At 66.2% G+C, this 26,119-nt stretch carries 23 protein-coding genes, 1 pseudogene and 1 other annotated feature; of the genes and pseudogenes, 17 read left to right on the forward strand and 7 right to left on the reverse strand.

Annotated features, from left to right (window positions below; genetic code table 11):
* Positions 1-157: 157 nt before the first annotated feature.
* Positions 158-1,639, forward strand: a complete 1,482-nt coding sequence (gene pdxR, locus BMX37_RS05110; protein WP_093664419.1) for a MocR-like pyridoxine biosynthesis transcription factor PdxR — start codon at positions 158-160, stop codon at positions 1,637-1,639.
* A 21-nt stretch (positions 1,640-1,660) separates the two neighbouring features.
* Here pdxR and BMX37_RS05115 read toward each other — a convergent pair whose 3' ends face one another.
* On the reverse strand, positions 1,661-2,707 hold the full coding sequence (locus BMX37_RS05115) for an ornithine cyclodeaminase (protein WP_093664784.1): 1,047 nt from the start codon (positions 2,705-2,707) through the stop codon (positions 1,661-1,663).
* Positions 2,708-2,843: 136 nt separating this feature from the next.
* On the opposite strand from BMX37_RS05115, the gene BMX37_RS05120 reads away from it, so the two are divergent.
* A complete protein-coding gene (locus BMX37_RS05120) occupies positions 2,844-3,284 on the forward strand; it encodes an Lrp/AsnC family transcriptional regulator (protein ID WP_093664420.1) in 441 nt (146 codons plus the stop codon).
* Between the two features lie 32 nt (positions 3,285-3,316).
* On the opposite strand, the gene BMX37_RS05125 is transcribed toward BMX37_RS05120, so the two are convergent.
* The 4 genes from BMX37_RS05125 to BMX37_RS05140 all read right to left on the reverse strand — a co-directional run bounded on the left by BMX37_RS05125 (position 3,317) and on the right by BMX37_RS05140 (position 7,539).
* A complete protein-coding gene (locus BMX37_RS05125) occupies positions 3,317-3,496 on the reverse strand; it encodes a hypothetical protein (protein WP_244501396.1) in 180 nt (59 codons plus the stop codon).
* On the reverse strand, positions 3,493-4,596 hold the full coding sequence (locus BMX37_RS05130; protein ID WP_093664422.1) for a PepSY-associated TM helix domain-containing protein: 1,104 nt from the start codon (positions 4,594-4,596) through the stop codon (positions 3,493-3,495). Before BMX37_RS05130 ends, BMX37_RS05125 begins: the two co-directional genes overlap by 4 nt.
* Positions 4,596-6,779 (reverse strand): TonB-dependent receptor, encoded by a 2,184-nt coding sequence (locus BMX37_RS05135; RefSeq protein ID WP_093664423.1) that lies wholly within the window; start codon positions 6,777-6,779, stop codon positions 4,596-4,598. The genes BMX37_RS05130 and BMX37_RS05135 overlap by 1 nt, the downstream gene beginning before the upstream one ends.
* A gap of 349 nt (positions 6,780-7,128) precedes the next feature.
* A complete protein-coding gene (locus BMX37_RS05140; RefSeq protein WP_093664424.1) occupies positions 7,129-7,539 on the reverse strand; it encodes a winged helix-turn-helix transcriptional regulator in 411 nt (136 codons plus the stop codon).
* A 75-nt stretch (positions 7,540-7,614) separates the two neighbouring features.
* Here BMX37_RS05140 and BMX37_RS05145 point away from each other — a divergent pair, with 75 nt between their 5' ends.
* From BMX37_RS05145 to BMX37_RS05165, 5 genes are all read left to right on the forward strand, one after another.
* Positions 7,615-8,349: an SDR family NAD(P)-dependent oxidoreductase gene (locus tag BMX37_RS05145; protein ID WP_093664425.1), complete on the forward strand. Its 735-nt coding sequence runs from the start codon at positions 7,615-7,617 to the stop codon at positions 8,347-8,349.
* A gap of 353 nt (positions 8,350-8,702) precedes the next feature.
* Positions 8,703-11,294, forward strand: coding sequence for a TonB-dependent receptor (locus BMX37_RS05150; RefSeq protein WP_244501397.1), 2,592 nt, complete (start codon positions 8,703-8,705; stop codon positions 11,292-11,294).
* Positions 11,294-12,382, forward strand: a complete 1,089-nt coding sequence (locus BMX37_RS05155) for a Ca2+-dependent phosphoinositide-specific phospholipase C (protein WP_093664427.1) — start codon at positions 11,294-11,296, stop codon at positions 12,380-12,382. Before BMX37_RS05150 ends, BMX37_RS05155 begins: the two co-directional genes overlap by 1 nt.
* A gap of 26 nt (positions 12,383-12,408) precedes the next feature.
* Positions 12,409-13,593, forward strand: a complete 1,185-nt coding sequence (locus BMX37_RS05160; protein ID WP_139198018.1) for a histidine-type phosphatase — start codon at positions 12,409-12,411, stop codon at positions 13,591-13,593.
* A gap of 170 nt (positions 13,594-13,763) precedes the next feature.
* Positions 13,764-13,819: a sequence feature (sul1 is cis-regulatory element that is thought to sense ions involved in sulfur or methionine metabolism; They are found in Alphaproteobacteria), on the forward strand.
* Positions 13,820-13,885: 66 nt separating this feature from the next.
* The gene (locus tag BMX37_RS05165) at positions 13,886-15,370 is read left to right on the forward strand and encodes a SulP family inorganic anion transporter (protein WP_093664429.1); all 1,485 of its coding nucleotides are present in this window, start codon (positions 13,886-13,888) and stop codon (positions 15,368-15,370) included.
* Between the two features lie 99 nt (positions 15,371-15,469).
* Here BMX37_RS05165 and BMX37_RS05170 read toward each other — a convergent pair whose 3' ends face one another.
* Positions 15,470-16,123 carry a Rossmann-fold NAD(P)-binding domain-containing protein gene (locus BMX37_RS05170; protein ID WP_093664786.1) on the reverse strand — a complete coding sequence of 218 codons (654 nt, stop codon included), beginning with the start codon at positions 16,121-16,123 and terminating at the stop codon, positions 15,470-15,472.
* 58 nt (positions 16,124-16,181) lie between these two features.
* Complete coding sequence (locus BMX37_RS05175; protein WP_093664430.1) at positions 16,182-16,559, reverse strand: winged helix-turn-helix transcriptional regulator; 378 nt, start codon at positions 16,557-16,559, stop codon at positions 16,182-16,184.
* 90 nt (positions 16,560-16,649) lie between these two features.
* On the opposite strand from BMX37_RS05175, the gene BMX37_RS05180 reads away from it, so the two are divergent.
* From BMX37_RS05180 to BMX37_RS05220, 10 genes and pseudogenes are all read left to right on the forward strand, one after another.
* Entirely contained in the window at positions 16,650-17,261 is a 612-nt protein-coding gene (locus BMX37_RS05180; RefSeq protein WP_093664431.1) for an FMN-dependent NADH-azoreductase, read from the forward strand.
* A 283-nt stretch (positions 17,262-17,544) separates the two neighbouring features.
* Positions 17,545-17,669 (forward strand): annotated as a pseudogene (locus tag BMX37_RS19105) (RNA polymerase sigma factor SigJ); the annotation flags it as partial.
* A gap of 544 nt (positions 17,670-18,213) precedes the next feature.
* Positions 18,214-19,224, forward strand: coding sequence for a sugar kinase (locus BMX37_RS05185; RefSeq protein WP_093664432.1), 1,011 nt, complete (start codon positions 18,214-18,216; stop codon positions 19,222-19,224).
* Positions 19,225-19,458: 234 nt separating this feature from the next.
* The gene (locus BMX37_RS05190; RefSeq protein WP_244501398.1) at positions 19,459-21,048 is read left to right on the forward strand and encodes a TolC family protein; all 1,590 of its coding nucleotides are present in this window, start codon (positions 19,459-19,461) and stop codon (positions 21,046-21,048) included.
* Positions 21,045-22,055 carry an HlyD family secretion protein gene (locus BMX37_RS05195; protein ID WP_093664433.1) on the forward strand — a complete coding sequence of 337 codons (1,011 nt, stop codon included), beginning with the start codon at positions 21,045-21,047 and terminating at the stop codon, positions 22,053-22,055. The genes BMX37_RS05190 and BMX37_RS05195 overlap by 4 nt, the downstream gene beginning before the upstream one ends.
* Positions 22,052-23,224, forward strand: coding sequence for an ABC transporter permease (locus BMX37_RS05200; RefSeq protein WP_093664434.1), 1,173 nt, complete (start codon positions 22,052-22,054; stop codon positions 23,222-23,224). The genes BMX37_RS05195 and BMX37_RS05200 overlap by 4 nt, the downstream gene beginning before the upstream one ends.
* Complete coding sequence (locus BMX37_RS05205) at positions 23,221-24,330, forward strand: ABC transporter permease (RefSeq protein ID WP_093664435.1); 1,110 nt, start codon at positions 23,221-23,223, stop codon at positions 24,328-24,330. Before BMX37_RS05200 ends, BMX37_RS05205 begins: the two co-directional genes overlap by 4 nt.
* Before the next feature lie 39 nt (positions 24,331-24,369).
* Positions 24,370-24,645 (forward strand): hypothetical protein, encoded by a 276-nt coding sequence (locus BMX37_RS05210; RefSeq protein WP_244501399.1) that lies wholly within the window; start codon positions 24,370-24,372, stop codon positions 24,643-24,645.
* Positions 24,646-25,216: 571 nt separating this feature from the next.
* Positions 25,217-25,591, forward strand: coding sequence for a hypothetical protein (locus BMX37_RS05215; protein ID WP_139198020.1), 375 nt, complete (start codon positions 25,217-25,219; stop codon positions 25,589-25,591).
* Positions 25,588-26,070 carry a terminase large subunit domain-containing protein gene (locus BMX37_RS05220; RefSeq protein ID WP_093664437.1) on the forward strand — a complete coding sequence of 161 codons (483 nt, stop codon included), beginning with the start codon at positions 25,588-25,590 and terminating at the stop codon, positions 26,068-26,070. The genes BMX37_RS05215 and BMX37_RS05220 overlap by 4 nt, the downstream gene beginning before the upstream one ends.
* Positions 26,071-26,119 lie beyond the last annotated feature (49 nt).

Genomic DNA, 26,119 nt, shown 5'->3' on the forward strand with positions numbered 1-26,119 from the left:
GCTCCGGAAAACGTGATGCGCTGTCTGCGTCCGACGCTCGCATTCTCAGCTTTGCCTTGCGCGCTGGACCGTTCAAGGGCCAATTTTTATACAATTGGCAGGGCCAACGGCTTCGTGCGAACGCTTCCACCCTGCTGAGTAAAGGCCGTCTTCATTCATGTTGCGACCACTCCATGTCACGCTCGGGGAACGGATTTCCTCGGAAAAGGACGTTCCCCTCTACGGCCAGGTGATCCGTGCGATCATCCGGGACATCAGAAGCGGGCGGCTGGCGGCGGGCAAGTATCTGCCCAGCAGCCGGCAACTCGCAGCCCAGCTTGGCGTCAACCGCAAAACGGTGGTCATCGCTTATGAGGAGCTGATCGCGCAGGGGTGGCTCCGTTCGGCCGGGACGCGCGGTACGATCGTTTCCCCCGCCTTTCCCGCGCATACCGGCAAGCCCCCCTCCGCCGAGCCGATCCATACCGACATGCCGTCCATTGGCGAGGTCGCGCCTTATTATCGCGTGCTGCCCCCGCCCGAGCGCCCAATCGCGCTGCCAGGCGGCCAGGGGCTTAAGCTGGACGAGGGCGCGCCCGATGGCCGGCTGTTCCCAGCCGAAACGCTGGCGCGCGCGTATCGCAAGGCGATCGTCGGGGCCGCCGCCGAGAACCGGCTCCAATACCGCGATCCCCTAGGATCGATGCGGCTGCGTTGCGCGATCGCGGAGATGCTGCGCAACCAGCGTGCGCTGTCGATTACGCCGGAGGAGGTGTGCATCACACGCGGAAGCCAGAACGCGTTGTTTCTGGCGACGCAAATCCTGCTGAAACCTGGAGAGACTGTCCTGGTCGAGGCGCTGACCCATGAGCCGGCGATGGCGGCGTTCCGCTCAGCGGGAGCGCACGTCGTCGCGGTGCCGCTGGACGGCAGCGGAATCGACGTCGAAGGCGTGGAGGCGGCGTGTCGCAGGCACCGGGTGCGCGCCGTGTTTCTGACGCCGCACCATCAGTTCCCGACCACCGTCGCGCTTCGCCCGGAGCGCCGACTGCGCATGCTGGATTTGGCACGCCAGTTCGGCTTCGCGGTGCTGGAGGACGATTACGACCACGAGTTCCATTTCGCGTCGCAGCCGTTGCTGCCCATGGCCGCCTATAGCCCGGAGCACGTCATCTATCTGGGTTCGCTGTCCAAGCTGCTGCTGCCGACCCTGCGGATCGGCTACATCGTTGGCCCGCGCGCAATCATGCCGGCGCTCGCTCATGCGATTTCCGTCACCGACGGCATGGGCAACCGGTTGACCGAGGATGCTGCCGCCGACCTGATCGTCAGCGGGGAACTGCAGCGTCATGCCTACAAGGTACGAAAAATCTACGCCGAGCGCCGCCGCCAGTTTGCCGACAAGCTACGCGCGCGCTTCAGTGATACGGTCGCGTTCGATCCGCCCGATGGCGGGCTCGCCTTTTGGCTGCGTTTCCCGGGCATCGACCTCGACGCAGCGGAGGCGCGGGCGTGGGCGGCGGGGCTAAGACTGGCGTCGTCTCGATCGTTCATGGCTAGCGAGGACGCGCCGCGCGGTTTGCGCGTCGGGTTCGCCAGCCTGAACGCGACAGAGGCGCAGTATGCCGTCGATGCCCTGCATCGGGCGACGTACGTATAGCCGCGCCCGGCCCGCGCCCGATCAGGCCGCGCGCTGAAGCATCCCGAACAGGTCGCGCGGATCGTCCGGGTCGGCCAGCATGTCGAGCTGGTGGCAGTAATCGCCATCCTGCAGCTTGCCATGGACATAGCGCAACGCGGAGAAATCCTCGATTGCGAAGCCGACGCTGTCGAACAGCGTGATCTCACGCGAACCTCGCCGCCCGGCTGCGTCGCCGCGCACGACCTGCCATAATTCAGTCACGGGATAAGCGGGCGGCATCTGCTGGATCTCACCTTCGATCCGGGTTTGCGGCTCATATTCGACGAACGTGCTGGCGCGGGAAAGAATATCACGGTGCAACTCCGTCTTGCCCGGACAATCGCCGCCGATCGCGTTGATGTGGATCCCTTCGCCGACCATGTTGTCGCTCAGGATGGTGGCATAGGCCTTGTCGGCGGTGCAGGTGGTGACGATCTGCGCCCCCTCGATCGCGTCCTGCGCGGTGTCGCACGATGTAACCCTTATCCCGCTGCCCTGCAGGTTGTGCACCGCCTTGCGCTTGGCGGCGGGGTCGATGTCGTACAGGCGCACCTCCTCCACGCCGATCACCGCCTTCATCGCCAGTGCCTGGAACTCCGCCTGTGCACCGTTGCCGATCACCGCCATCGTGCGCGCGCCCTTTGGCGCGAGATAGCGGGCAGCCATCGCCGACGTCGCCGCGGTCCGCAGCGCGGTCAGCAACGTCATTTCCGACAGCATTAGCGGATAGCCCGTGTCCACCCGGGCGAGCAGGCCGAACGCCGCGACGGTCTGATACCCCTTGACGATGTTGCCGGGGTGGCCGTTGACATATTTGAAGCTGAAGGTCTGGCCATCCGAGGTGGGCATCAGTTCGATCACCCCATCGCGAGAGTGCGAGGCAAGGCGAGGGGCCTTCTCGAACATGTCCCAGCGGCGATAGTCGCCCTCGATTTCTTCGGCCAGGTCGCGCAGCACCTGTTCGATGCCATGGTGGTGCACCAGGCGCATCATGTTCTCGACGCTGACAAAGGGGATGTAGGCGAGCGGAGAAGCGGCGGGTGCCATGACGAACCTTTCGAACACATGTCAGTCGGATTGAAGTGCCCCTTCCAGGAAGCTGACGGAATGGCATTTCCGTGCTAAAAGTGGCGAGCGGCTGCGCAACTTGCGCAGGCACTCTGCGATAACGGACGGGGCCGGCGTGACGCGACATGCGAAATTCATCCCGGACGATCTGGACCGACGGATCATCTCGCATCTGCGCGTGGACGGCCGTGCGTCGCTGTCGAAGCTGGCGCTTGCGCTGAATGTCGCGCGTGGGACGGTGCAGAACCGTCTCGACCGCCTGCTGGACACGGGTACGCTTCTCGGATTTACCGTGCGGGTCCGCGAAGTTTATGAGGATCGATCGGTTCGCGCGGTGATGCTGATCGAGGTGATGGGCCGGTCGACCACCCAAGTCATCCAGCGGCTGCGAGGCATTGCGGAGATCCGCACGCTGCACACCACCAACGGCAATTGGGACCTGATCGCGGACATCCACGTGTCCAGCCTGTCGAACTTCGACCGAGTCCTGCGCGAAGTGCGGATGATCGAGGGGGTCGCGAATAGCGAAACAAGCCTATTGCTCAGCACCGTATAGCTACGACCCGTAATCGCGCTGTTTCGGCTTCGCTAGCGGCCCGGCGGCCGCGGGTGCCAAACGGCTCTCGCGGTGACGATGAGCGGTAGCGCCAGACCAATCCATGCCACGACGTCGACAGCGCCGTCACCCAGCAACCCGGCGACAAGCGCGAACCCGCTCGCTACGGCCAGCACCGCCGGAATGCCGAACGTGCCGCCCGTTCGCCTCACGATGCCGTCCGCTTGCGGCTCAGCCATAGGTAGAGGCCGCTGCCGAGTATGAGGATCGCGACCAGGTCGAGCAGCGCCCATAGGATCTTCATCGGCATGGCACCGTAATTGCCGAAGTGGAGCGGCTGCGACAGGCGGAGCGCCAGCATGTACCACGGCATCGAGCGCATCGCGGTCAGCCTGCCGGTATGCGCGTCGATCAGCGCGGGAGTGAGCAGTTGCCGCGTTGCCGGCGTAGCACCCTTCAGCCACACGGCATAATGATGCTCGCTGCTGAAACGCGTGCCGGGAAAGGCGACGAACTGCGGGTCGGTACTAGGAGCCGCCGCCCGCGCGGTACGGACTGCTTGGTCGAGCGACCCCCAGGCGGCGACCGGCAGCGGCGGCTCCCCGGCATATGGGCGGGTCAGGGCCGTGAGCTGGTCGGCCCGCCAGATGGCGGTCAGCGGTTCCGACAGGGTGTTGATGACGCCGGTCAGCCCGACCACGCCGATCCACGTCGCGGTTGCGATGCCGAACAGGTTGTGGAGGTCGAGCCAGCGGACACGGCGGCTGCGGTTCCTGCGAACCTCCCCGAACGCCAGCTTGCGCATGAACGGCGCGTAGACGACGATCCCCGACACGATCGACATGCAGAACAACAGGCCCATGAAGCCGAGGAACAGCTTGCCCGGCAGTCCCGCGAACATGTCGACATGGAGCCGCAGGATCACCGCCATGATGCCGCCCTCTTCATCGAGCGCGCCCACCGGCTTCGCGGTGCGGCGGTCGATCGCAGTGAGGTGATAGGCTCCGCGACCCGGCCGCGCGACCGTCGCGGTGGTGACGTTGGCGACGGGGCGGTCTTCGTCGAAGCTGATGAACAGCGGCCGCTCGCCCGGATACATCGCCCTGGCGGTGCGCACGAACGCGTCGAGAGGCAGTTTCGGAGCGTTCGCGGGCAAAGTTGCGAGCGGCGCCCGGTCATCGAAGGCGGCATCGATCTCATCGTGGAAGATCAGCGGCAGGCCAGTCAGGCACAGCATCAGCAGGAACAGCGTGCAGACGAGGCTGGTCCATTTGTGGACCCAGCACCACGTCCTGACCGTCCCCGTGCGCATCAATACTCGACCGTTATCGATGCCTTGACGGTGCGCGGCTGCCCCTGGAGCAGGTAGCCGCCGAATGCCGAGGTCCAGTAGCGGCGATTGGCGATATTCTCCGCGCTCACGCGGAGCGTGACCGGGTGATCGTCGGCGACCAGAATATAGCGCATACCAAGGTCGAAGCGTGTCCAGTCGTCCAGCCGCTGGCGATTGGTCGCGTCCAGATACTGGTGCCCCGTGTGCACGACGCGACCGGTCAGCGTCGCCGCGCGCAGGAAGGGCGGCACCACCTCCAGCCCGAAATTGACCTGATAGTCGGGGACGCCGATCGCCGTGTTGCCGTCGGTCAGCCCGCCGGCGGTGCGGCGCAGCGTGGCATCGTTGATCGTCCCGCCGCCGATCACGCGCAGCCAGTCGGTCGGTTCGCCGTTGAAGCCCAGCTCGATGCCCTGGTTGCGCTGGCGCCCGTCGACCACGAACGTCGTGGCGACAGGGTTGGCGGGAGTAGGGGTGGCGATCGTGTAGCCGTTCGGCTGCGTCGTACGGTAGAGCGCCAGCGTGGTGGTGAGGCGGTGGACCTCCCACTTCGCGCCCACCTCGTACTGGGTGGTGCGATAGGGGGCGAAGATCTCTCCGGGGTTGACGGTCGCGGTGTTCGGCGCGGTTGGACCCTGTACCAGCCCGTCGATGCGGTTGCCGTAAAGCGAGAAGGTCGAGGTCGGCCGCACCACGATGCCGACAACGGGGGTGGCCGCCGACCGGTCGTAGCGGGTCGCCCGAACGAAGGTCGCGCGGTTGAAGCCCTCCACGATCAACTTCTGCTGACGGACGCCGCCGGTGACGAGCAGCCGATCGTTGAACAGCCCGATCGTATCGGAGGCGAAGAGGCTGCCGAACTCCGTGTAGGAGGCGCGCGGCGGATCGGCGAGATTGCCGCCGGTGCCGGTGCCCGGCAGGTTCGCCGGCCGTGGCACCGCGACGGGTTCGTAGATGTTGGTCGGCGTCGTCGCGGTGAAGCCCCCGGTCGCGGTGCGGTAGCCACCCGATGCGAAGGCGTTGCGGTTTTCCGCCATGACCAGCGTCGCGCCGACGCTGATCGCGTGAGTGGTGCCGGCCAGCGCAAACTTGCCGCGCAGACCCAGCTGGCCGCTTTCGTTGTTGTCCTCCCTCGGCACGAACAGCCGGGCCTGTGTCGCGGCGCCCGTGGTGGAGTTTGTCACGGTCGGCGTCGCATAGTCGCCGTCCTCCCGCCCGTCGCGCAGCCCGCCCGCGATATACACCGTCCAGTCCGGAGCCACGTCGACTTCCGCCCGCGCCAGGACGTAGACGTCGCGCAGCTTGGTAAAGGCCCAGGGCTGCGCGTAATTGGCGTCGGCACCGGGTACGCGGGGGATCGCGAGGCTGGTGTTCGCCAGGCGCACCTGAGGCCGTGGCTGGTACACGCGCTGATCCTCGTAACCGAAGTCGAGGAAGAAGCGCCCCGGCCCGGCGCGGAAATCAAAGTCGGCGCCGACGACGCGGACGCTGCGCCGTTCGTCGTCCACCGCCGTGTCGCCGTCGCGATAAACGCCGTTGACGCGCAAGCCGAACGCGTCGTTCGCGCCGAAGCGCGTGCCGACATCGATCGCTCCGCCCCACAGTTTGTCGCCCGCATAGCTGACGGTGGCGCGCAACAGCGTCTTGTCGGCGCGTTTGGGGGTCAGGTTGATGCCGCCGCCGAGGCCGCTGCCGCCCGGTGCTGCGCCGAACAGAAAGGCGCTGGACCCGTTCAGCACCTGCACCCGCTCGTAGAGTTCGGGCGACACCAGTTGGCGCGGCGTGATGCCATAAAGCCCGTCAAGCGCGACATCGTCGCCGTTCAGGGGAAAGCCGCGGATCACGAACAGCTCGGACTGGTTGCCGAACCCCTGCGTGGTGCGCACCGACGGATCGTTTTCCAGCACTTCGCCCAGCGTTTCCGCCTGCTGGTCGAGCACCAGTTGCGCGGTGTAATTGCGCACGTTGAACGGCGTTTCCAGCGCGCCCAGGTCGCCAAGTGCGCCGAGCGACCCGTCGCTCGTCACCTGCCGACGCTGCTGCTGTGCGGTGACCACAACATCCTGCTCGATGGCGGCATTCTGCTCATACTCCTGCGCACGCGATGCGGCTGATCCCGAGGCGAGTACGATCGCACAAACCGTTAACGCAGACTTGTTCATCAACACCCCCGATTGTGGAGGAAGTCTATAGGCTATTGCTTCGCGTTCGCAACATCCGCAGAGGTAGTGGTGACGTGTAAGGGGATCGACCTCACTGATTGGTGAGACTAGAGGTCAGCATGGCAGTGTCTGGGAGTTCGCCACCCCGCCCTGAGCAGTCTGCAATCAGCAAGCAAGCCGCAACCGGGAACTGAATTGATGGTTTTTGAAGCCCCATAGCCACTGAGCGGCCGACCTCGGATCATCAACTTCGGTCGCCGACAGCGTCTTGCGCAGCTTCTCGAGACAATCCGACGCGGATTGGCTCGGCTCTCCTTGTTCCATCAGCCTTGCGCTCGCCGGGCGGTAGCTAGGCGCGTTTCTCGCGAAGCCAACTATCGCGCCCGGTGAAAATCTTCTGCATCTCTGCCATGTTCTCGGTTCCCCAGGTGCATAAGGGTTCAAGCGCCTGGGCGAGGCTCTGGCCGAGAGGCGTCAGCGTGTAGTCGACGCGTGGTGGCACCTCCTTGTAGTCGTTCCTGCGCAATACGCCGTCCGCTTCCAGCTCCTTCAATTGCTGGATCAGCACCTTGTCGCTGACATCGCGAACGGCGCGCTTCAGCTCGCCGTAACGGGTCGGCCCGCGCAAGAGGAAGTACAGGATGAGCGGCTTCCATTTGCCCGAGATGATCTTGAGCGTAGCGTCGAGGCCGCAGGTGAAGCGGGGAGCAACCGGAGTGGCTCGACGGTGGTGGACTGAACCGCTTGGGGCATTCTTTATACTTACCTAAAGGTGCATACTTGTCGATAGGTGGGTTCGAGGCCAGCTGCGTGCAACCAAGAACTGGAGGCACGTATGAACCGACTGAAAGGCAAGACTGCGATCATCACCGGCGGCGGCACGGGCATCGGCCTGGCTTCGGCAAAGCGCTTCATCGAGGAAGGTGCGTTCGTCTACATCTTCGGCCGGAGGCAGGAGAAGCTGGACGCAGCGGTGGCCACGCTCGGCGCGAATGCGCGTGCGGTGGCGGGATCAGTCACCGATTCCGGCGATCTCGACCGACTGTTCGACACCGTGAAGCAGGAGCGCGGCGCGCTCGATATCCTGTTCGCCAATTCCGGAACCGGCGCGCTGGTGCCGCTCACCGACATCACGCCCGAGCATTATGACGAGACCTTCGACATCAACGTGAAGGGTACGATCTTCACGGTGCAGAAGGGCTTGAAGCTAATGGGTAAGGGTGGTTCGGTCATCCTCACCGGCTCGACCACCGGCGTAATGGGAACGCCTGCGTTCAGCATCTACAGCGCGTCGAAGGCTGCTGTCCGCAACCTCGCGCGCAGCTGGGCGCAGGACCTGCGTGGTACGGGTATTCGCGTCAACGTCCTGTCACCGGGGCCGACGCTGACCGAACTAGCGGCCGAGGTCGTCGGTCGCGACGCGATGATCGAGATGGGCGCGACCACACCGATCGGTCATGTCGGCGATCCAGCCGAAGTCGCGGCGGCTGCCGCGTTCCTCGCATCCTCCGACAGCAGCTTCATGACGGGCAGTGAGCTGTTCACCGACGGAGGCTTGGCCCAGATCTGAGAAACTCTGCCAGCGGGCGGTAAGCCCGCTGGCCTAGAAAGTGGGGCCGCACAGCTTACCCTGCTCGCCAAAATAGCCGTGAGATCGACAATAACGAATGGCCGAAGTTCGGAACTGCGTAAGGGTGCGTGAACGACCGATTATGGGTCAATTGCGGCTTAATACAAGCGTACTGAACCCCCCGTAGTCGTCACTGATCCGCAGCGCGGTTGTAACGTACTCGCAATGGTTCAGTTGCGAAACAGTCGCATCGTCCCGTTATCGGAATTGTCCATCGGTAAGGAAGCCGAGGGGGAGAATACAACGTGTTGCATCGCTCGCGCCTGTGGGGGGCGTCACTTCCATTTGTCGCCTTGGGTCTTCCTCTGCCAACACTGGCGCAGACCGCCACATCGGCGCAGGACGCGAACGCGGGGCAAACACCGGTAGAGCAGGGCGGTGCTGACATCGTTGTTACCGGCTCCTACGCCAGAAGCCTCGCCGCCGCGACCGAGACCAAGCGCCAGGCGGCGTTCGGTGTCGACTCAATCAATTCCACCGATATCGGCAAATTCCCCACCCAAAATGTGGCCGAAGCGCTGCAACTCGTCACCGGCGTTGCAATCACCCGGCCACGCGGGGAGGGCCTCTACGTCAGTGTCCGCGGCCTCGGCCCGCAATTTCAAAGTACTCTGCTGAATGGCCGCACGGTCGCCATCAACGACCTGATCGAAAATGGGGGCGCCAACGGGCGTCAGTTCCGCTTCGAGATGCTGCCAGCCGAGTTCGTCTCGCAGATCGACGTGGTGAAGACCCCTACGCCGGACATGACCGAGGGCGCGCTGGGCGGCAACATCGACGTCCACACCTTCCGCCCGCTGGAGGTCGGCACCAAGACCACGCTGAACCTGCGGGGCACCTACACGACCATGACGGACAGGGTGACGCCGAACGTGACCGGCATCGCCAGCTGGAAGAGTGCCGACGGCACCTTCGGCTTGCTCGCCGGCGCGCAATATTGGGGCAAGAAGGTCCGCAACGACCGCTGGTACAACACCAGCTGGAACCTCAACAAGTTCACCTCCGCCGCCGCCGGCGGGCTGCCGGCGGGCCTCTACACACCGACGCGAACGCGTCCAACGGTGGAGACCGAGAACCGCAAGCGCGTCTCGGGCCTGGTTTCTGCCCAGTGGCAGCCTTCGCCCGAACTGCTAACTACGTTGGACGTGCTCGCGACACGGCTGGATGTCGCCTATGACGAATTCGGCCTGGACATCTATCCCGACGATCCCGGCACCAGCATCGTTCCCGGTTCCGCCAAGATCGAGGGCGACACGGTGGTGGGCGCGACGATCAACAAGGTCCGCTTCATGGGCACGCGCGAGTACAGTCTCAATCGCCACGACCTGGTCACCGTTGGCCTGAAGCAGGACTGGAACCCCGACGGCTGGACCGTCAGCGGCAACGTCAACTGGTCTTACGCGCACAGCTTCCACCCGAGCTATGCCGAGGGTACGGTTCGCAGCCGTATCCAATTCAACGCGCCGCTCACCTACGATACGTCGGGCGGCTACAAGGTGATCCCGACCTTCACCACGCCGGTCGACGTCACCAATCCGGCCAATTACGTGCTGTACCCGTTCAACATCGCGCCCAAGAACAGCAAGGACGAGGATTTCTATTCCCGCCTCGACGCCGGGCACAGCATGGACGGGTTCCTGAGCAAGATCGCGGCTGGCGGCGAATATCACTGGCGCAAGCGCGACTATGCACGCCGCGACTTCACCGTCGATCCGGGCAAGGTGCTCCTCAACAGCTTTGCGCCCAACGGTTATGAGCAGACACCCTTCGACGACTTCCTCGACACGGTGTCGGGCAACGGTCCTCGCACATGGATCGTGCCGATCACGGGCGTGTTCTACGACAAGCTGTTCACTGACGCGATCGCCAACGCGCCGCTCACCGCCGGCGATATGCGCGCCTCCTACCTGGTGACCGAAAAGACCGCGAGTGCCTATGTTCGTGCGGATTACGCCGTCGGATCCGTCATCACCGGCAATATCGGCGTGCGCTACGTCCATACCGACCAGGTTGCCAGCGGGACGCTGACGCTAGGCACCGTGCCGACCGCGGCCAGCTTTCCCAAGACGTTCAGCAACTGGCTGCCCAGCTTCAACCTGCGCGCTGCGCTGACGCCGACGCTGGTAGGCCGTCTCGCCGCCAGTCGCGTGCTGACCCGCCCTAACGTGACCCAAAGCTCGCCACAGATCAGCGTGTCGACCGATGCGCCGACCGCGAGCGGCGGCAACCCCGACCTAGCGCCGTTCCTGGCCACCCAGTTCGACGGTTCGCTGGAATGGTATTTCAGCCGCCGGGGCTCGCTGACTGGCGCGCTATTCTACAAGGCGATGGACGATTACATCACCGCCCAGAACGTCAACATCGATATTCCCGGACGCGGAACGGTGCTTCTCAGCACGCAGGTCAATGGCGGCGATGCCAAGGTTTACGGTGTGGAAGCCGCCTATAACCAGGTGTTCACGTTCCTGCCCAAGCCGCTCGACGGCCTCGGCATCCAGGCGTCGTACACCCACACCTCGGTGCAATCGAACTATACGGCGGGTGCGCGACCCATCAAGGACGAGCTGATCGGCCTGTCGAAGAACAGCTTCAACCTGGTCGGCTTCTACGACTATGGTCCGGTCTCCGCCCGCCTGTCCTATGTCTGGCGCGACAAATACCTGTCGGGCAACGGCAGCACGACGCAGGCGCCGACTTATCAGGATGCGTTCGGCTCGCTCGACGGAAACCTGTCGTTCCGCGTCACCGACAGGACCATGGTCAGCCTGGAGGCGATCAACATCGCCGGTGCCAAGCAGTACAGCTACAGCGACCTGCCGCTTCGCTATGGCGAGATCAACTTCTGGGGTCGCACGATCCTGTTCGGCGTCAGGACCGAGTTCTGATGCTGAAAGGGGTGCTCCTCGCCGCCGCGCTGGTTTCCACGGGCGCGGCGGCCCCCCGCGCGATGAACGATGTCCAGGTCGTCGGATCGCACAACAGCTTCAAGGCGCGCATTCCGACCGCATTGATGAAGCGCATACGCGCCATGGAACCCAAGCTCGCCGACGGGCTGGACTATTATCACCTGCCGCTCGCCCGGCAGCTTGACGCGGGCGTGCGCCAGCTGGAGATCGACATTTTCGCCGATCCCCAGGGTGGACGCTACGCCAGTCCGAAGGGGGAGGCCTGGGCTCGTGCGGCGGGCGAGCGGACCGGCTTCGATCGCGCTGCGATGCTGAGGGCCGGCTTCAAGGTGTTCCACATTCCGGACGTGGACTATCTCAGCACCTGCGTCACGCTGGTGCGATGCCTGGGCGAAGTGAACCGCTGGTCGCTGGCGCACCCGAACCACCTGCCGATCATGATCACGATCAACGCGGCGGACACGCCATCGAACCGCCCCGGCATCTCCGACCCACTTCCGCTCGACGATGCCGTCCTGCTGGACGCTCTGGACGGGGAGATCCGCGCGGCGCTGCCGGGCAAACGCCTGATCACCCCCGACGAGGTGCGCGGGTCGGCCGCGACCCTGCGCGACGCGGTTCGCACGCGGGGCTGGCCTTCCTTGTCGGCGGCGCGCGGGCGCATTTACGTGCTGTTCGACGTGCGCAGGCCGGTGTCGGACGTGTATCGCACCGGCCATTCCTCGCTCGCGGGGCGGGCGATGTTCGGCTGGTACCCCGACGACCAGCCCGAGGCGGCGATCGAGATCGTGCAAGACCCCCTGATCGATGGCGAACAGATCAGCCGCTGGGTGGCTGAGGGTTTCATCGTTCGCACGCGCACCGACGCCAACACCGTTGAGGCTCGCACCGGCAACCTCGCCAAAGCACGCGCCGCCATGGCGAGCGGTGCCCAGGCGGTGAGCACCGACTATTATCCCGGCGCGCCCGACCCGCTGGGCCGCCACTTCCTCGTGACTCTGCCGGCCGGGGTGATGGCGCGGTGCAGCCCGGTTCGGGTGCCGCCGGGCTGCGCGTTGCGACGGTGACTAAGCTTCGACGCTTCACCGCCCTTGTGAGCCTCGCCGCGTTGTTCGCCATTTCGTCGAGGGCGGAAACCCGACCCCGGCTGGTGCTGGAACGCGCCGTTCTGGTGATGCGCCACGGCATTCGAGCCCCGCTGAACGGTGAAGTGCCCGAAGGCACCCGCTCCGGTACACCCTGGCCGCGCTGGCCTGTCGCCCCGAGCCGGATCACCCCGCACGGCGAGCGCGCGCTGGCCATGGCCGCCGCCGGGTATCGCCGGCTGCTTGCAGCGCAAGGTCTGCTGATGCGCGGCGGCTGCCCGCGTCCGGGTAGGGTTCGCATCCGCGCCAACAGCTCCGATCGCACCATCGCCAGCGGCGAGGCCTTCGTGCGGGGCTTCGCGCCCGGTTGTGCGCTCGCGGTCGAGCACCGTCCGTTAGGAGAAGCCGACCCGATCTTCGAGCCGTTACGGGCTCGCGCCACCCGCTTCGACCCGCGTCAGGCCGTAGCGTCGATCAATCGCGAGACCGGCGGCATGACGGCGCTGGTCGCCCGTCATAAAGGTGCGCTGGCACTGCTCGACCGCATGCTCGGCTGCCGCGCGCCGGTCCGAGGCTGCGTGCCTGCTGCCGCTGCTACGGTGACTGCCAGTGCTGACGGCCAAGACATCACGCGTGCCGGCCCGATCCGCGCCAGCTCCGGTATCGCTCAGGTCCTGCAGCTCGAATATGCCGAAGGTCTGCCTCGCCCCGGATGGGCCCGCACCGATCCGGCGACGCTGGAGCGCCTTGGCGCGCTTCACGCTGCGCTGTTCTCCGTGTTCACGCGGCCAAGCTACATGGCCGCGCACCAAGCGGCGGTCCTTGGTCGTGAGGTGCTTGCCGCCCTATCCGACACCGGGCACGTCCGCTTTGACGTGCTGATGGGCCATGACACCAACGTCACCGCGCTCGCCGCTGCGCTCCGCGTTGATCTTAAGGCACCCGGTTACGCCACCAACGATGTGCCGCCGGGCGGCGCATTGTTCTTCGAACGACTCCGCGACATCCGTTCGGGCCTGGTCTACATCCGCGCCTCGTACCGGACTCAGCCGCTTCGAGCTCTGCGCAGTGGCACGGTCGACAACCAGAGTACGCTGTTGCGGATACCCGGTTGCGCCACGGATCTGTGTCGCGCAAACATATTTTATCGTCGGCTGCGGTCCAATTTGGCGGATACAATCGTGGAGATGTGAGCGCGCTGCCCTCAGTTCCTTCCCCCTTCGTGCCTACCTTCAAGTACGAACATCAAAAGGCGGCGGTTCTGGGGAGCCGCTTACGGTAGCCGAATGTCGCCTTGCGGGTCGTGGCGCCTTGGTCAGGCGTTGCAATTACGAATAACCCGAGCCTATGAGGACCAAATTCGCATGGACCCGGTGAAATTCCGGGTGGCTATTCCGGCCGCCGATCCGCCGGACAACGCGTGTCGCACTGCAGTTGGTTCGGGCCTTCTGGACCATCGCTAGCGGCGGTCGTCGGTTTCTCAACATGAATAACACTGCTCTTTCGCGCTACCGCGCCGAATGGTTCAGCGGCGTGGGCGAAGCCCGCCGCGACATCCTTGCTGGGATGGTCGGCACCTTTGCCCTCATTCCCGAGGTCATTGCCTTCTCCTTCGTGGCTGGCATCGATCCGGAGGTGGGCCTCTTCGCCTCGTTCATTATCGGGATCGTCATCGCGATCGCGGGGGGCAGACCCGCCATGATTTCCGGTGCGGCTGGATCGGTCGCGCTTGTCGCGGCAGCGCTCGTGCATTCCTACGGCTTACAATACCTTCTCGCTGCCACGCTGATGGCCGGGCTGTTCCAGATTGCCTTTGGTCTGATGAAGCTCGACGTGCTGATGCGCTTCGTTTCTCGATCCGTCCGGACGGGCTTCGTCAATGCGCTCGCCATCCTCATCTCCTCGGCGCAGGTGCCGCAGATGCTCGACGTCAGCTGGCATACCTACGCGATGATCGGGCTGGGCCTGATCATCATCTATCTGGCGCCTCGCATCACGACGGCGGTCCCGTCTCCCCTGATCTGTATCGTCGTCCTGACCGGGATCAGCATCGCATTCCCAATGCCGATCCACACCGTCGCCGACCTTGGTCGCCTGCCTGCCGCCCTGCCATCGCTGACATTTCCGACGGTGCCGCTGGACTGGCAAACGATCCGCATCGTCGCTCCCTTCGCGCTGGCCATGGCGGCGGTCGGTCTTCTCGAATCGATGATGACGGCCAGCGTCGTCGATGACTTTACCGAGACCACAAGTTCCAAGGCGCGGGAGTGCACGGGTCTTGGCCTTGCCAATATGGCTGCAGGACTGTTCGGCGGCATCGCCGGCTGTGGAATGATCGGCCAGACGGTAGGGAATGTTCGTTACCGCGGGCGGGGGCGTCTCTCGACTCTAGTGGCGGGAGTCTTCCTGTTGGTCGTCATGGTGCCGCTTCGCCCATGGGTCGCGCAGGTGCCGGTGGCAGCACTGGTCGCGATCATGATCATGGTATCGGTCAGTACGTTCTCGTGGGGATCGATCCGCGATCTGTCTCGGCACCCCAAAGTCTCTGGCGCCGTCATGATCGCGACGGTGATCGTCACGGTTGCGACCCATGATCTTTCCGCCGGCGTCGCGGTAGGTGTACTGCTGAGCGGCGTGTTCTTCGCCGCCAAGGTGACCCGCCTGATGGACGTTCAGGCCACCTATGACGAGGCTGCCGATGTGCGGACCTACCGGGTGACCGGTCAGATCTTCTTCGCCAGCGCGGCCATATTTGCGGATCGATTCGACCTGCGGGACACGGCCGCCAAAGTCTGCATCGACCTCACCGCCGCCCATTTGTGGGATATTACAGCGGTCGGCGCGCTGGAGGAGGTCGTCACCAGGATGCGGAACCATGGCATCATCGTCCAGGTCATTGGGCTGAACGAAGCAAGCGCCGTGCTGGTCGACCGACTGGCACCGGGGGTAGAAGCCGCTGCGGCACTTTGAGCAACGGCTGGTTTCGAGACGCCCATCCTCGATGTTGAGTGTCCGCCCGTGGTTCAACCATGGGTCTGGAGGGCGCTCTGCGTCGCTACTCCGCCCCGCTTAAGATCTGCCCTTAGCCGCGAGCGCGATCATGCGTGAATTGACGACATGGCGGCCCGCCGTGCCGGTTATGACTGCTTCAACCAGCAGAGCCGCTACAATTATCGCAGGACTAACGCGGGCGGCGGGCGGTAGGATGGGACCAATCGCCCGCAGCAGGGAGCCGAGGAAAGACTCGGCTGTTCGATGCTCCTGACGGTGGCCGCTCAGGACTCCGGGACGTACCAGGGTCAGCGATCCGAAGCCGAGCAGCTCAACCGCGTCCTCCAGCTCTCCCTTGGTTCTCGGGTAGGTGAAGCGAGACCGCGGATCGGCACCCATCAACGAGGTGAGCGCGAAGCGGGTCGCGCCTGCCTCCCGAACTTGGGAGGCGATGGCGAGCGCGTAGTCGTAGTCGATCGCGCGATAGGCGGCGGCGGACCCGGCGTTCGCCCGGGTGGTGCCTAGCGCGGAAATGCCGCCGTCGGCCGCCCACCAGTCCGCGCCCGGCTGAAGGTCGTGGCTGGTCACGATCGGATTGCGCAGCTTTGCGTGCGGCGGGAGCGCGCGTCGCGTCGGTGCCACCACCTGCCGCACGCGCTCGTCCGCGAGCAGCAGCGCGAGTGCCTCTGCCCCGACCATGCCGGTCGCGCCCGCCAGGAGGATGGTCGTCACCGGCACCGTCCGGAAAGCCAGGGATCCGGACCCGCCCGGTGAGGAGCTTCCTGCGCCCTCACGCCGCCGCCCTCGCTGCGTCGAAGATGGAACGGTTGTCCTCGATCCGCTCTATATGCGCTGCTGCCCAGGTTCCGAGCTGCCGTATCGGGTCCGCCAGCGACTGACCGAGGTCGGTCAAGGCATATTCTACCTGGGGCGGAACCGTCGGGTGAACGGTACGCTTCAGCATGCCGTCACGCTCGAGGGCGCGCAGGGTGCGGGCAAGCATCTGCTGACTGATGCCGCCGATAGCGCGCTTCATCTCGTTGAAACGCCGCGGTCGCTCCGTGAGCGTGAGTACGATCATCACCGTCCACTTGTCGCCAATCGAGCTGAGAACGCTGCTGAACCGGCCGCACTCGATGTGAAGTGGTTCGGGGGTAGTCAGTTCCATGTGACCAGGTCCTAGCAATATGCCTTCTTGGCGCCGCACATCGGGTCACATAGCTGGTGCAGGTCACTTTTCCAGACCGGAGACCACCGTATGAAGATCCTGCACATCGATGCCAGCGCGAGCGCCGCCGAGACCTCGCACACCCGGCGCCTGTCGAGCGAACTCGTCGGGCGGATCAAGGCGCACCACGCTGATGCCACGGTGGTGTACCGCGATCTGGTCGCCGACCAGCTCCCTCATGTCGACATGACCATCCGTCACGCCTGGCTGCCCGAGAACGCCGACGATCCCTTGCTGGCAAAAACGCGGGACCGTTCGAAGACGCTGGTTGAGGAGCTCAAGGCGGCCGATGTGCTGGTGATCGGCTCGCCGATGTACAACTTCACCGTGCCCTCGACGCTGAAGGCGTGGATTGACCATGTGTCGATAGCGGGGCAGACCTTCGGCTACACTGCCGAGGGCCCGCGTGGCCTGCTGACCGGCAAGGCCTATCTCGTGCTGTCGTCGGGTGGCGTCTACTCGCAGGGGCCGTTCGCCGCCAACGACCATCTTGCGACCTATCTGGAGGCGATTCTCCGGTTCCTCGGCATCAGCGATATCGAGACCATACGCGCTGAGGGCATCGCGTACGGCGCTGAGCAGGACCAGGCCGCGATGCAGAGTGCATCCGAGCAGATCGGTGCCGTAGCGGCTGCCGTCTGAGGGCGGTAGAGCTAAGAGCCGGCCCCGGCGATTGGCCGTGGGCCGGCGAAAAGCTTCTTGAACGACGGGCCAGTTTCGGGATGTAGAACAAGGCTCCCCAATGATAGCATTTGGGTCGATGACAGCCGAGCTGTGACCGATGGCGACCGTGCCAAGCATCCGCCACTTGTCTGGCGACGAGCGCAGACGATCCAACATGCTCCACCTCTAGATCGTAAGTGCAGTAATCATGCGTCGGCAGATGCTCTTCCGCTTCGCCCAGCGTGCGGTCCGCTAAGCCTACATCAACGGTCTACCCGGCTTCGTGACCCGCCAGTCTGACGGACTGCTACCACGATTGCCATGCTGATCGAGCAAGGCACAGTGAGAGCGGTCTATGTAATACGCAATCCTGACAAGCTGCGGCACCCGGAAGGCTCGCTTCTCGATTGTGGGGCGGCGGGTACAAGGGCCCTGGTGCCCGACAGCGGGTGCGAGGGGGGGGCTCGCCCGGCAACCATCCAATGACTTTCATCGAGGTCAGTGGCCGACCAAGCGAAAGGGTCAAAACACGAACCGAATCACCCTTCCCACAGGCTTTCAAAGCGACGCACGGGCTCCCTTCCGGCACGGGTTTGAAGCCAGAAAAGGGACCGAATTCCATGTGGGCTACGCAGGGGCCACGGATTGGCGGGTCAGAAAAAACCCTAGCTTTTCTGCGGCCTGTACGAACAAGTTTGAGTCCTGCAAGCGCACCACTTTTCTTCATGCTCCCAATCTTACCTGCGTGCACGGCCGGTGCCGTGCCTTGGGATGTGTTCCGGCGATGTCCGGTGACGATCGCTTGATGGCGCAAGACCTCGTCGGAAGAGCCTCGATAATCCCGCTTGCACTCCACATGACGGTGGACGTCGGCGGGCGGTTGCCAGCATAGGGCGATCGCGGAACAGGATCGTAGAGGAGCCGGGTGGCCATGGGTAGGATTGTGGCGTTCGGTGAGGTCATGCTGCGCTTGTCGCCGCCGGGCCGGGAGCTGCTGATGCAGTCGCCGCAGCTGGTGATGTGGGTGGCGGGGGCGGAGGCGAATGTGGCGACGCAGCTTGCGCGGCTGGGCCATGATGTCGGGTTTGCCAGCCGGGTGCCCGACAACGACCTGGGTCGGGGCGCGGTGGCCACGTTGCGCGGACATGGCGTGGATGTCGGCCACATCCAGTTGGGCGGCGAGCGGATGGGGTTGTATTTCGTCACCTCCGGCGCGGGTCTGCGCGCGACGGAGGTCATTTATGACCGGGCGGGATCGGCCTTCGCCGAAGCGCCGGCAGAGGGATGGGATTGGGACGCGATCCTGAAGGGCGTCGATCGCCTGCATCTGTCGGGGATCACCCCCGCGCTGGGTCCGGTGCCGTCGAACAGCGCGATCGCGGCGGCGGAGGCGGCCGCCGAGCGGGGCATCCCCGTGTCGTTCGACGGCAATTGGCGGGGCAAGCTGTGGGCGCGCTGGGACGCGGACCCGCGCGCCATCCTGAACCGGATCGTGGCGCGTGCCGACCTGATGTTCGGCAACCATCGCGACATCGCGTTGCTGCTCGGCCGGGACGACTTTGCGGGCGAAGGAGAGGATCGTCGCCGAGCCGCGGCGGAGGCGGCGTTCGATGCCTTTCCCAGGCTGCGCATGATCGCCTCCACCGCGCGCCATGTCGAGCATGTCGAGGTCAACCGCCTGTCCGCGAGGATCGACACGCCGGACGGGTTTGCGCAAACCGAGGAGGTCGTGTTGGCCGGGATCGTCGATCGGATCGGCGGCGGCGACGCGTTTGCGGCCGGTGTGCTGCATGGGTTGCGCACGGGTCAGGACATTGCCGGTTCGGCGCGCACGGGGCTGGCCCTCGCGGCGTTGAAGCATTCGTTGCCGGGTGACGCCGCGCTGTTCCGTCAGGCGGATATCGACGCGTTCCTGGACGGCGGGCTGGATGTGCGACGCTGATCGATTTTGAACGGATGTGACGGGTTTCTCCGGGACGGGGTGAGTGGCTGAGCCGAAAAGGTGGTTGTCAGGTCGGACTTGGCAGGCGAGCTGGCTGGGTTAGGGGACACTGTCGATTGAGTACGCTTGAACAGCCGGATCATACAGCCTGCTGACTGTCAGCGAAGGTCGAGAGGTGAGAGGGCGCAAGCCGGCTCCCTTGAGCGCAGAAATGTCCTGGTTGGCCGCGGAGCGGTGGCACGCCGTCCTGACGGGAAGGGCGCCCGCCGCCTGATGCTGGGAGTGGCCGTGTCGGCCCGATTGTGCAAGGAGGCGGACACCATGATCCGCCCGGCCCCATTCCTGCTTCGCGCGATGCTGCTGACCGGGGCCATGACGCCGTGGCCTGCCAATGCGCAGTCCATGGCGGCGGACGGTGTCGCGCTGACGTTTCAGGCGGCGGAAGCCCGGCTGGAACATGCCTCGCCCGCACTGGCCGGCGCCGATCATGCGGTGAACGCGGCGCGTGAGACGCAGGCCGCGCTGGCGACGCTGCGGCGGCCGGTGGTCAGCGCGTCGGCGCAGTACCTGCAATATCAGAAGACGTTCTCGGTCGATCTGTCGGACGCGAAGGGCGATGCGGTCAATGGCGCGCAGGATCTGCTCGCCGGCCTGCCCGCCACGGTGCCCGCGCCGTTTCAGGAGATTGCGGCAGAGATCACGGGGCGCTTGTCGCAGGCGCTGCCCGGGCTGTTCGCACTGGTGCCGGACACGCTGTCATACCGGTATCGCGAAACGGTGTTCCGGCCGACCGTGCAGGCGGCGATGCCGCTGTACACCGGCGGCGCCATCCCGGCGATCGAACGGGGCGCGGCGGCGGGCACGTCGTTGGCGCGGGCGCAGGCCGATCAAGCGCGGGAGGTGGCGCGGATCAACCTGATCCGGGTGTATTTCGGCCAGTTGGCGGCGCAGTCGCTGGAGGCGTCGGCGCTGCAATCGCGCGATGCGCTGGCGAAGCTGTACGGCGACGCGGTGAAGCTGGAACAGGCGGGCGTGACGCCGCGCGCCGTGACCTTGCAGGCACAGGTGGCGCGCGACACGGCGGAAGGGGCGTATCAGCGCGCGTCGCTGGCGCATGGTTCGGCGCGGGGCGACCTGTCCGAAGTGCTCGACATGACAGGGGTCAGGCCGACGACGCCGCTGTTCGTCGATTCCCGCCCTCTGGCGCCGGTGGCAAGCTTCCTCGGTCGATCGGGGGAGGGGCCACAGGCGCGGCAGGCGGCGGCGGGCCGCGACCTGGCGGGGGCGGGCGTCGATCTGGCGCGGTCGCGGTACCGCCCGCAGGCGTTCGCGTTCGGCGAGTACAATCTGAACCGGAACAACGCGTTGCCGACCGAGCCGGACTGGATCGTGGGCGTCGGTGCGCGCATCACGCTGTTGTCCAATGTTGACCGGGGGCACCTGCTCGCCGCGGCGAAGGAGCGCGAGGCCGCGGCCGCCGCGACGGAGGCGCAGGCGCGCAAGGCCGCCGATGCGGCGACTGCGCGTGCGTGGGACCTGGTGGAGGGGGCGCGGCGGTCGTTCCTGTTGTTGAACAGCAGCATCGCGGCGGCGGAGAAGAATTTGCGGGTGCAACAGGTCTCGTTCCGGGAAGGGGAGGCGACGATCACGGCCGTGCTGGCCGCCGAGGCGGCACTGTCGGCGGCGCGGACGCAGCGGATCGCGACCGCTTATGAATATGACTTGGCGCTGGCGGGATTGCTGGCTGCGTCGAACCGGCTGGAGGCGTTCGGCGATCATCTGGCGCGGGCGGACCAGCGGGTCCTGCCGGAACCGGTGCGATGAGCGGGGACCATGATCCCGACCGGCCGCCATCGCGGCGTGCGCGGGTGCTGTTGTGGGTCGGGCTGGCGGTCGTAGCGGTGCTGCTCGCGATCGGGCTGTGGCTGGCGAGCCGGCCGGCGCACATCCCGTTGCAGGGCGAGGTGGAGGCCGACACCGCCAACGTCGCCACCAAGGCGCTGGCGCGGGTCGACCGCATGCTGGTGGAGGAGGGCGACCGGGTCCGCGCCGGGCAGGTGCTGGCCGTGCTGTCCAGCCCGGAACTGGCGAACGCGCAGCGTCAGGCGCAGGCGGTGCTGGACGGCGCGCGCGCGACTCGGGCGCTGACCGATCAGGGCGCGCGGTCGGAGGATGTGACCAGCCTGAGGGCGGCATGGTTGGCGGCAAAGGCGCAGGCGACGCTGGCGGCGACGAGCAGCGCGCGGGCCGATCGGCTGTATGCGCAGGGTGTGATCGCCGCGCAGCGCCGGGACGAGGCAAATGCGTTGCGCGACAGCAGCGGGCGCACGGCCGAGGCGGCGCACGCGCAGTACGCCAAGGCCATCGCAGGGGTACGGCCGGAGGCGAAAGCGGTAGCAGACGCGCAGGTTCGGGTGGCGGAGGCGGGCGCGGCCACGGCAACGGCACTGAATGGAGAGACGCGGCTGTTGTCGCCGATCGCGGGCGAGGTCTCCCGCAGGCTGGTGCAGCCGGGCGAGATCGTCAGTCCGGTTCTGCCCGCGATCCAGATCGTCGACATCGACCATCCGCGGGTCCTGCTGACGTTGCGGGAGGACAATCTGGCTGGCCTGAGCGAAGGACGCGTGCTGGCGGGGCGCGTACCTGGACTGGACCGTGTCGTGCGGTTCCGGGTGCGTCATATCGGCGCGCAGGGGGAGTTCGCGACGGTGCGCGCCGATCGGCAGGCGCGCGGATATGACGTGCGCGCATTCGAGGTGACGCTGAGGCCGGTCGAGCGCGTCAACGGGCTGCGGCCGGGCATGAGCGTGTTGTTCGACTGGCCGCAATGACGGCAGACGCGCATGCCAGCGCCGATGCGCCCGAGCCGCAGGGGTTCGCTGCGGCATTTTCCGCAGAGGTGCGGCGGCTGGTGCGGCGTCGCTTCGACCTGGCGCTGATGACGGTGCTGCCGGCCGTTCTGCTGGCGCTGATGGCGGGGATGATCTCTCCGGGAACGCTGACGGGATTGAAGGTTGTCGTGGTGGACCGCGACGGCGGCACCACGGCGCGCGCGATCGTGCGAAGCGTGCGGGCGTCGTCGCGATTGGCCGTGGTCGACGTCACGGGCGACATCGGCGCGGCCCTGTCGGCGGTGCGGCGGGAGCAGGCCGTGGCGGTCCTGGTCGTGCCCCATGGCGTGGGTGATGGCCGCCCCGGGCGGCAACCGATCGAGATCCTTTACGAAGCGCAGTTCCTGGCACCTGGGACGCTGGCCTCCACCTTCCTCGAGGTCGCGGTGGGGACGGCCCTGGCCGAGACGAAGGGGGGTGGCGGGCTTCAGGCGCTGACGCTGGTCCGGCGGGCGCTGCCGGGTGTGCATGTGGGGCTGATTGGCAATCCGACGCTGAGCCTGGAATGGTATCTGGGGCTGTTGCTGGGGCCGGGCATCCTGCATTTGTCGGTCGCGATCACGGCGATCGGGTCGGCGGGCCTGTTGATCCGGGACGGGGCCTTTGCGGCCTTTGCAAGGCGCCAACGCGCCCGCGGCGTCGCGGCGGTGCTGGCGGGGCGGATGGCGCCGCACGTGCTGGCCGGAACTGCGTGGGGCACCGGGTGGCTGGTGTGGCTGACGCTGGCGCGCGGGTACCGGCTGGAGGGCAGCGTGTGGGTCGTCGGCGTGGGGCTGGCGCTGTTGTTCGTCGCCACCGCATCCGTCGGCCTGTTGCTGCTGGCCGTGACGCGCAACGTCGCGACGTCGCTGTCCGGTGCGGTGATTATCACCGGATCGGCGCTGGCCTATTCGGGCGCATCGCTGCCGATCAACGGCGCGCCGCTGATCGCGAGGCTGTGGAGCGCGGCGCTGCCGCTGACCCATTACCTGCGCCTGCAGATGGACACGGTGATCGGCGCGGCGCCAGGGCCGCTGATGCGGGAGACGGCGGTCATGCTGCTGTATCCGTTGATCGCGGGCGGCGGCGCGGTGCTGCTGATCGCGAGAGCGGGACGCGCGCGGACATGAGGGACGCGTTCGAGCGCACGTTGCTGGAAATCCTGTCGGTGCGCGAACTGCTGTCGCTGGCAGTGGTGTCGGTCCTGTTCTACGCCTTCTACTATCCCGCGCCCTATTCGCAGCAACAGGTCGTCGCGCTGCCGCTGGTGGTCGTGGACGGCGACAACAGCGTCCTGTCGCGCGGCGTCGTGCGGGGCCTGTCGGGCACGCAGGCGGTGCGGATCGTCGCGCGAGCGCATGATCTGCCCGAGGCGCGGGAGTTGCTGCGCGAGCGGCGGGCGGAGGGGATCGTGCTGATCTCGAGGGGGCTGTCGGCGGCGGTTCTTTCCGGTCGGCCGGGAGCAGGCGTGGCGGTGATCCTGAACGGCAGCTATTTCGTGCGCGCCGAGGGCATCGCGCGGGCGCTGGGCGAGGTGGTCGCCGCCGAGGCGGAACAGGTGGGCAGGGCGCTGGGTCTCGCGCCCGACAGGGTGGTGCTGCCGATCCGGACGGAGGCGTTGTTCAATCCGACCGGCGGGTATCGCGATTACGTCTTTCCCGCGATCGCCAACATCATCCTGCAACAAACGCTGTTGTTCACGGCGGCGCGGCTGATCGCGGAGCGGCGCAGGCGTGGCGCGTGGCGGCGCGGGATGCGGGAGGCGATCGGTACCTGGCTGGCCTGCGTGGTCCTGGGAGTGGCGGGGCAGGCGTTCTTCTTCGGATTCGCTTACTGGGTGCAGGACGTGCCGCGGGGCGGCAACATAAGTGGGCTGTTGCTGGCGATGCCGTTGTTCTCCGCGGCGGTAGCGGCGTTGGGCCTGTCGATCGGCAGCTGGTTCCGCGACGGCGACGACGCGCTGAAGCTGTTGATGCCGACATCGGTGCCGCTGGTGTTCCTGGCCGGATTTGCGTGGCCGCTGGACCAGATGCCGGGATGGGTTTCGGCGATCGCGTGGCTGTCACCCGCGACGGCGGCGATGCACCTGCTGGTGCGGTTCAACCAGATGGGTGCGACGGTGGATGAGGCGGCGGGTCCGCTGATCGTGATGATGGCGCTCGTTTTCGCCTATGGCGCGACATGGTTGTGGCGATGTGAGGTAGGGATGGGCCTAAATCGCCAGCGAAGCGCCTAGGCGCGTGGGCTAGTCGGATGATCTAGCCGCCGGCTTCATGTGTCACAAAGGAGTGCCGCTTATGAAGACGGTATCCACGGCCTTGGCCGGCCTGTCGCTGATCGCCGCACCCACCATCGCGCAGGCAGCACCGCTCGCCACCCGGCGTCCAGCCTGTCGGTCGCCAAGAGCGTCCGCGCCAGCGGCCCGGCCGCCAAGGGCGACAAGCTGGCCGGCGGCGGCGGCGTGCTGGCAGCGATCATCCTCGCGGGTTTTGCGGCGATCGGCGTCTTTGTTATCGTCAACGACAATGACGACGGTTCCGACAGCAACTGATCGGATTACAGCTGGCGCCGTGGTTTACGCCACGGTGTCAGCTAACCAGATCGGCTAATTCCTCTTGACAGCGTCACGCTCCTTAGGTACATAACAGGAACGCTGAAGAATTGTGATTCGGGCCGGACGGCTGGGGGCTTCCCCGATCGTCCCGGCCCGTTTTGCGTCGTGGCCGGGGGGCGAGATGAGCGAGGGCGGGGCCGTGAGTGGGCAAGAGCCCGCCGCAATGGCAGGCCTCAGCGATAAGGACGGTTCAGGTTCTGGAACGCCGCGTGCCGCCGCTCAGGCGCCGCGCAAGAAAGCCGCAAGCACGTCGAGCGCTAAGGCGACTGGCCGCAAGGGTGCGGCGGCCAAGCGGTCGACGCGTGTTGCGAGCCTTACCGCAAAGGGCAGCAACCGGGTCGGGGGGCATAAAGAGGAGGTCGCGACGATCGGGCGGGGCGCAGCCAAGCGCCCTCCGCGCGAAAAGGCGGCGGCTACGGTAGACGTTAGCCCGACCGCCTCTCCCGATAAGGACGACGACGGTATGGACGGTGGAGCCAAGAACCGGCGGGCGTGGACGAAGGGGCAGATGTCCCGTTTCTTCGACCATCTGGGGCAGACGGCCAATGTCGCGGCGTCGGCGCGGGAAGCGGGCCTGCCGCATGCCAGCATCTATCGACGGCGCACCGCGGACCCGGTGTTCCGGGACCGGTGGGAGGAGGCGTTGGATGCCGGTGTCGCCCGGCTGGAGATGCTGGCGCTGGAACAGGCGCTGACGACGGCCGAGGGCAAGACCGGCGTCGTCGACCTGAAGGCGGCGCACGCGATCATCGCTGGGCACGATGCGCGCCAGAAGCGGATGGGCCGTGGCGGTGCGATCCCGTGCATGTCGATCGACGCGGTGGAGGCGTTGCTGCTGAAACGGATCGGCGCGATCGAGAAGCGGCTGGCGAAGGAGGCATGACGGTGGCGCAGGGAGCGGGATTGCGACCGCTGTTGCGCCGCATGGCAGCCCTGCCGGTCGAGGAGCGGGTCCGGCTGTTGCGGGCGCTGACCGAGGGTGGGCAGCGCAGCCTGGTGCATCACTGGCCGAGTTGGGCGCATGACGGGCAACTGGCACCGGCCGGTGACTGGCGCGTGTGGCTGATCCGCGCCGGTCGCGGCTTCGGCAAGACGCGGGCCGGGGCGGAGTGGGTCAGCGCCCTAGCGCGGGCGACGCCGGGGGGGCGGATCGCGCTGGTCGGAGCGACCGCCGGCGACGTGGCGCGCGTGATGGTGGAGGGGGAAAGCGGCCTGATCGCGGTGGCGCATGCGGGCGAACGCTATCACTGGAGCCGCGACCAGGGCGTGTTCACCTTCGCATCGGGTGCCAAGGCCTTTGTCTATTCGGCGGTGGCGCCGGACCCGCCTACCTTCGCTGACGTTCGAGGTCGTGGCGGATGAGGGAGCGGTGACGGCCGGTGACATCGCACGCGAGATTGCGGCGAAGCGG

Source organism: Sphingomonas gellani (assembly GCF_900110035.1).
GTDB lineage: Bacteria > Pseudomonadota > Alphaproteobacteria > Sphingomonadales > Sphingomonadaceae > Sphingomonas > Sphingomonas gellani.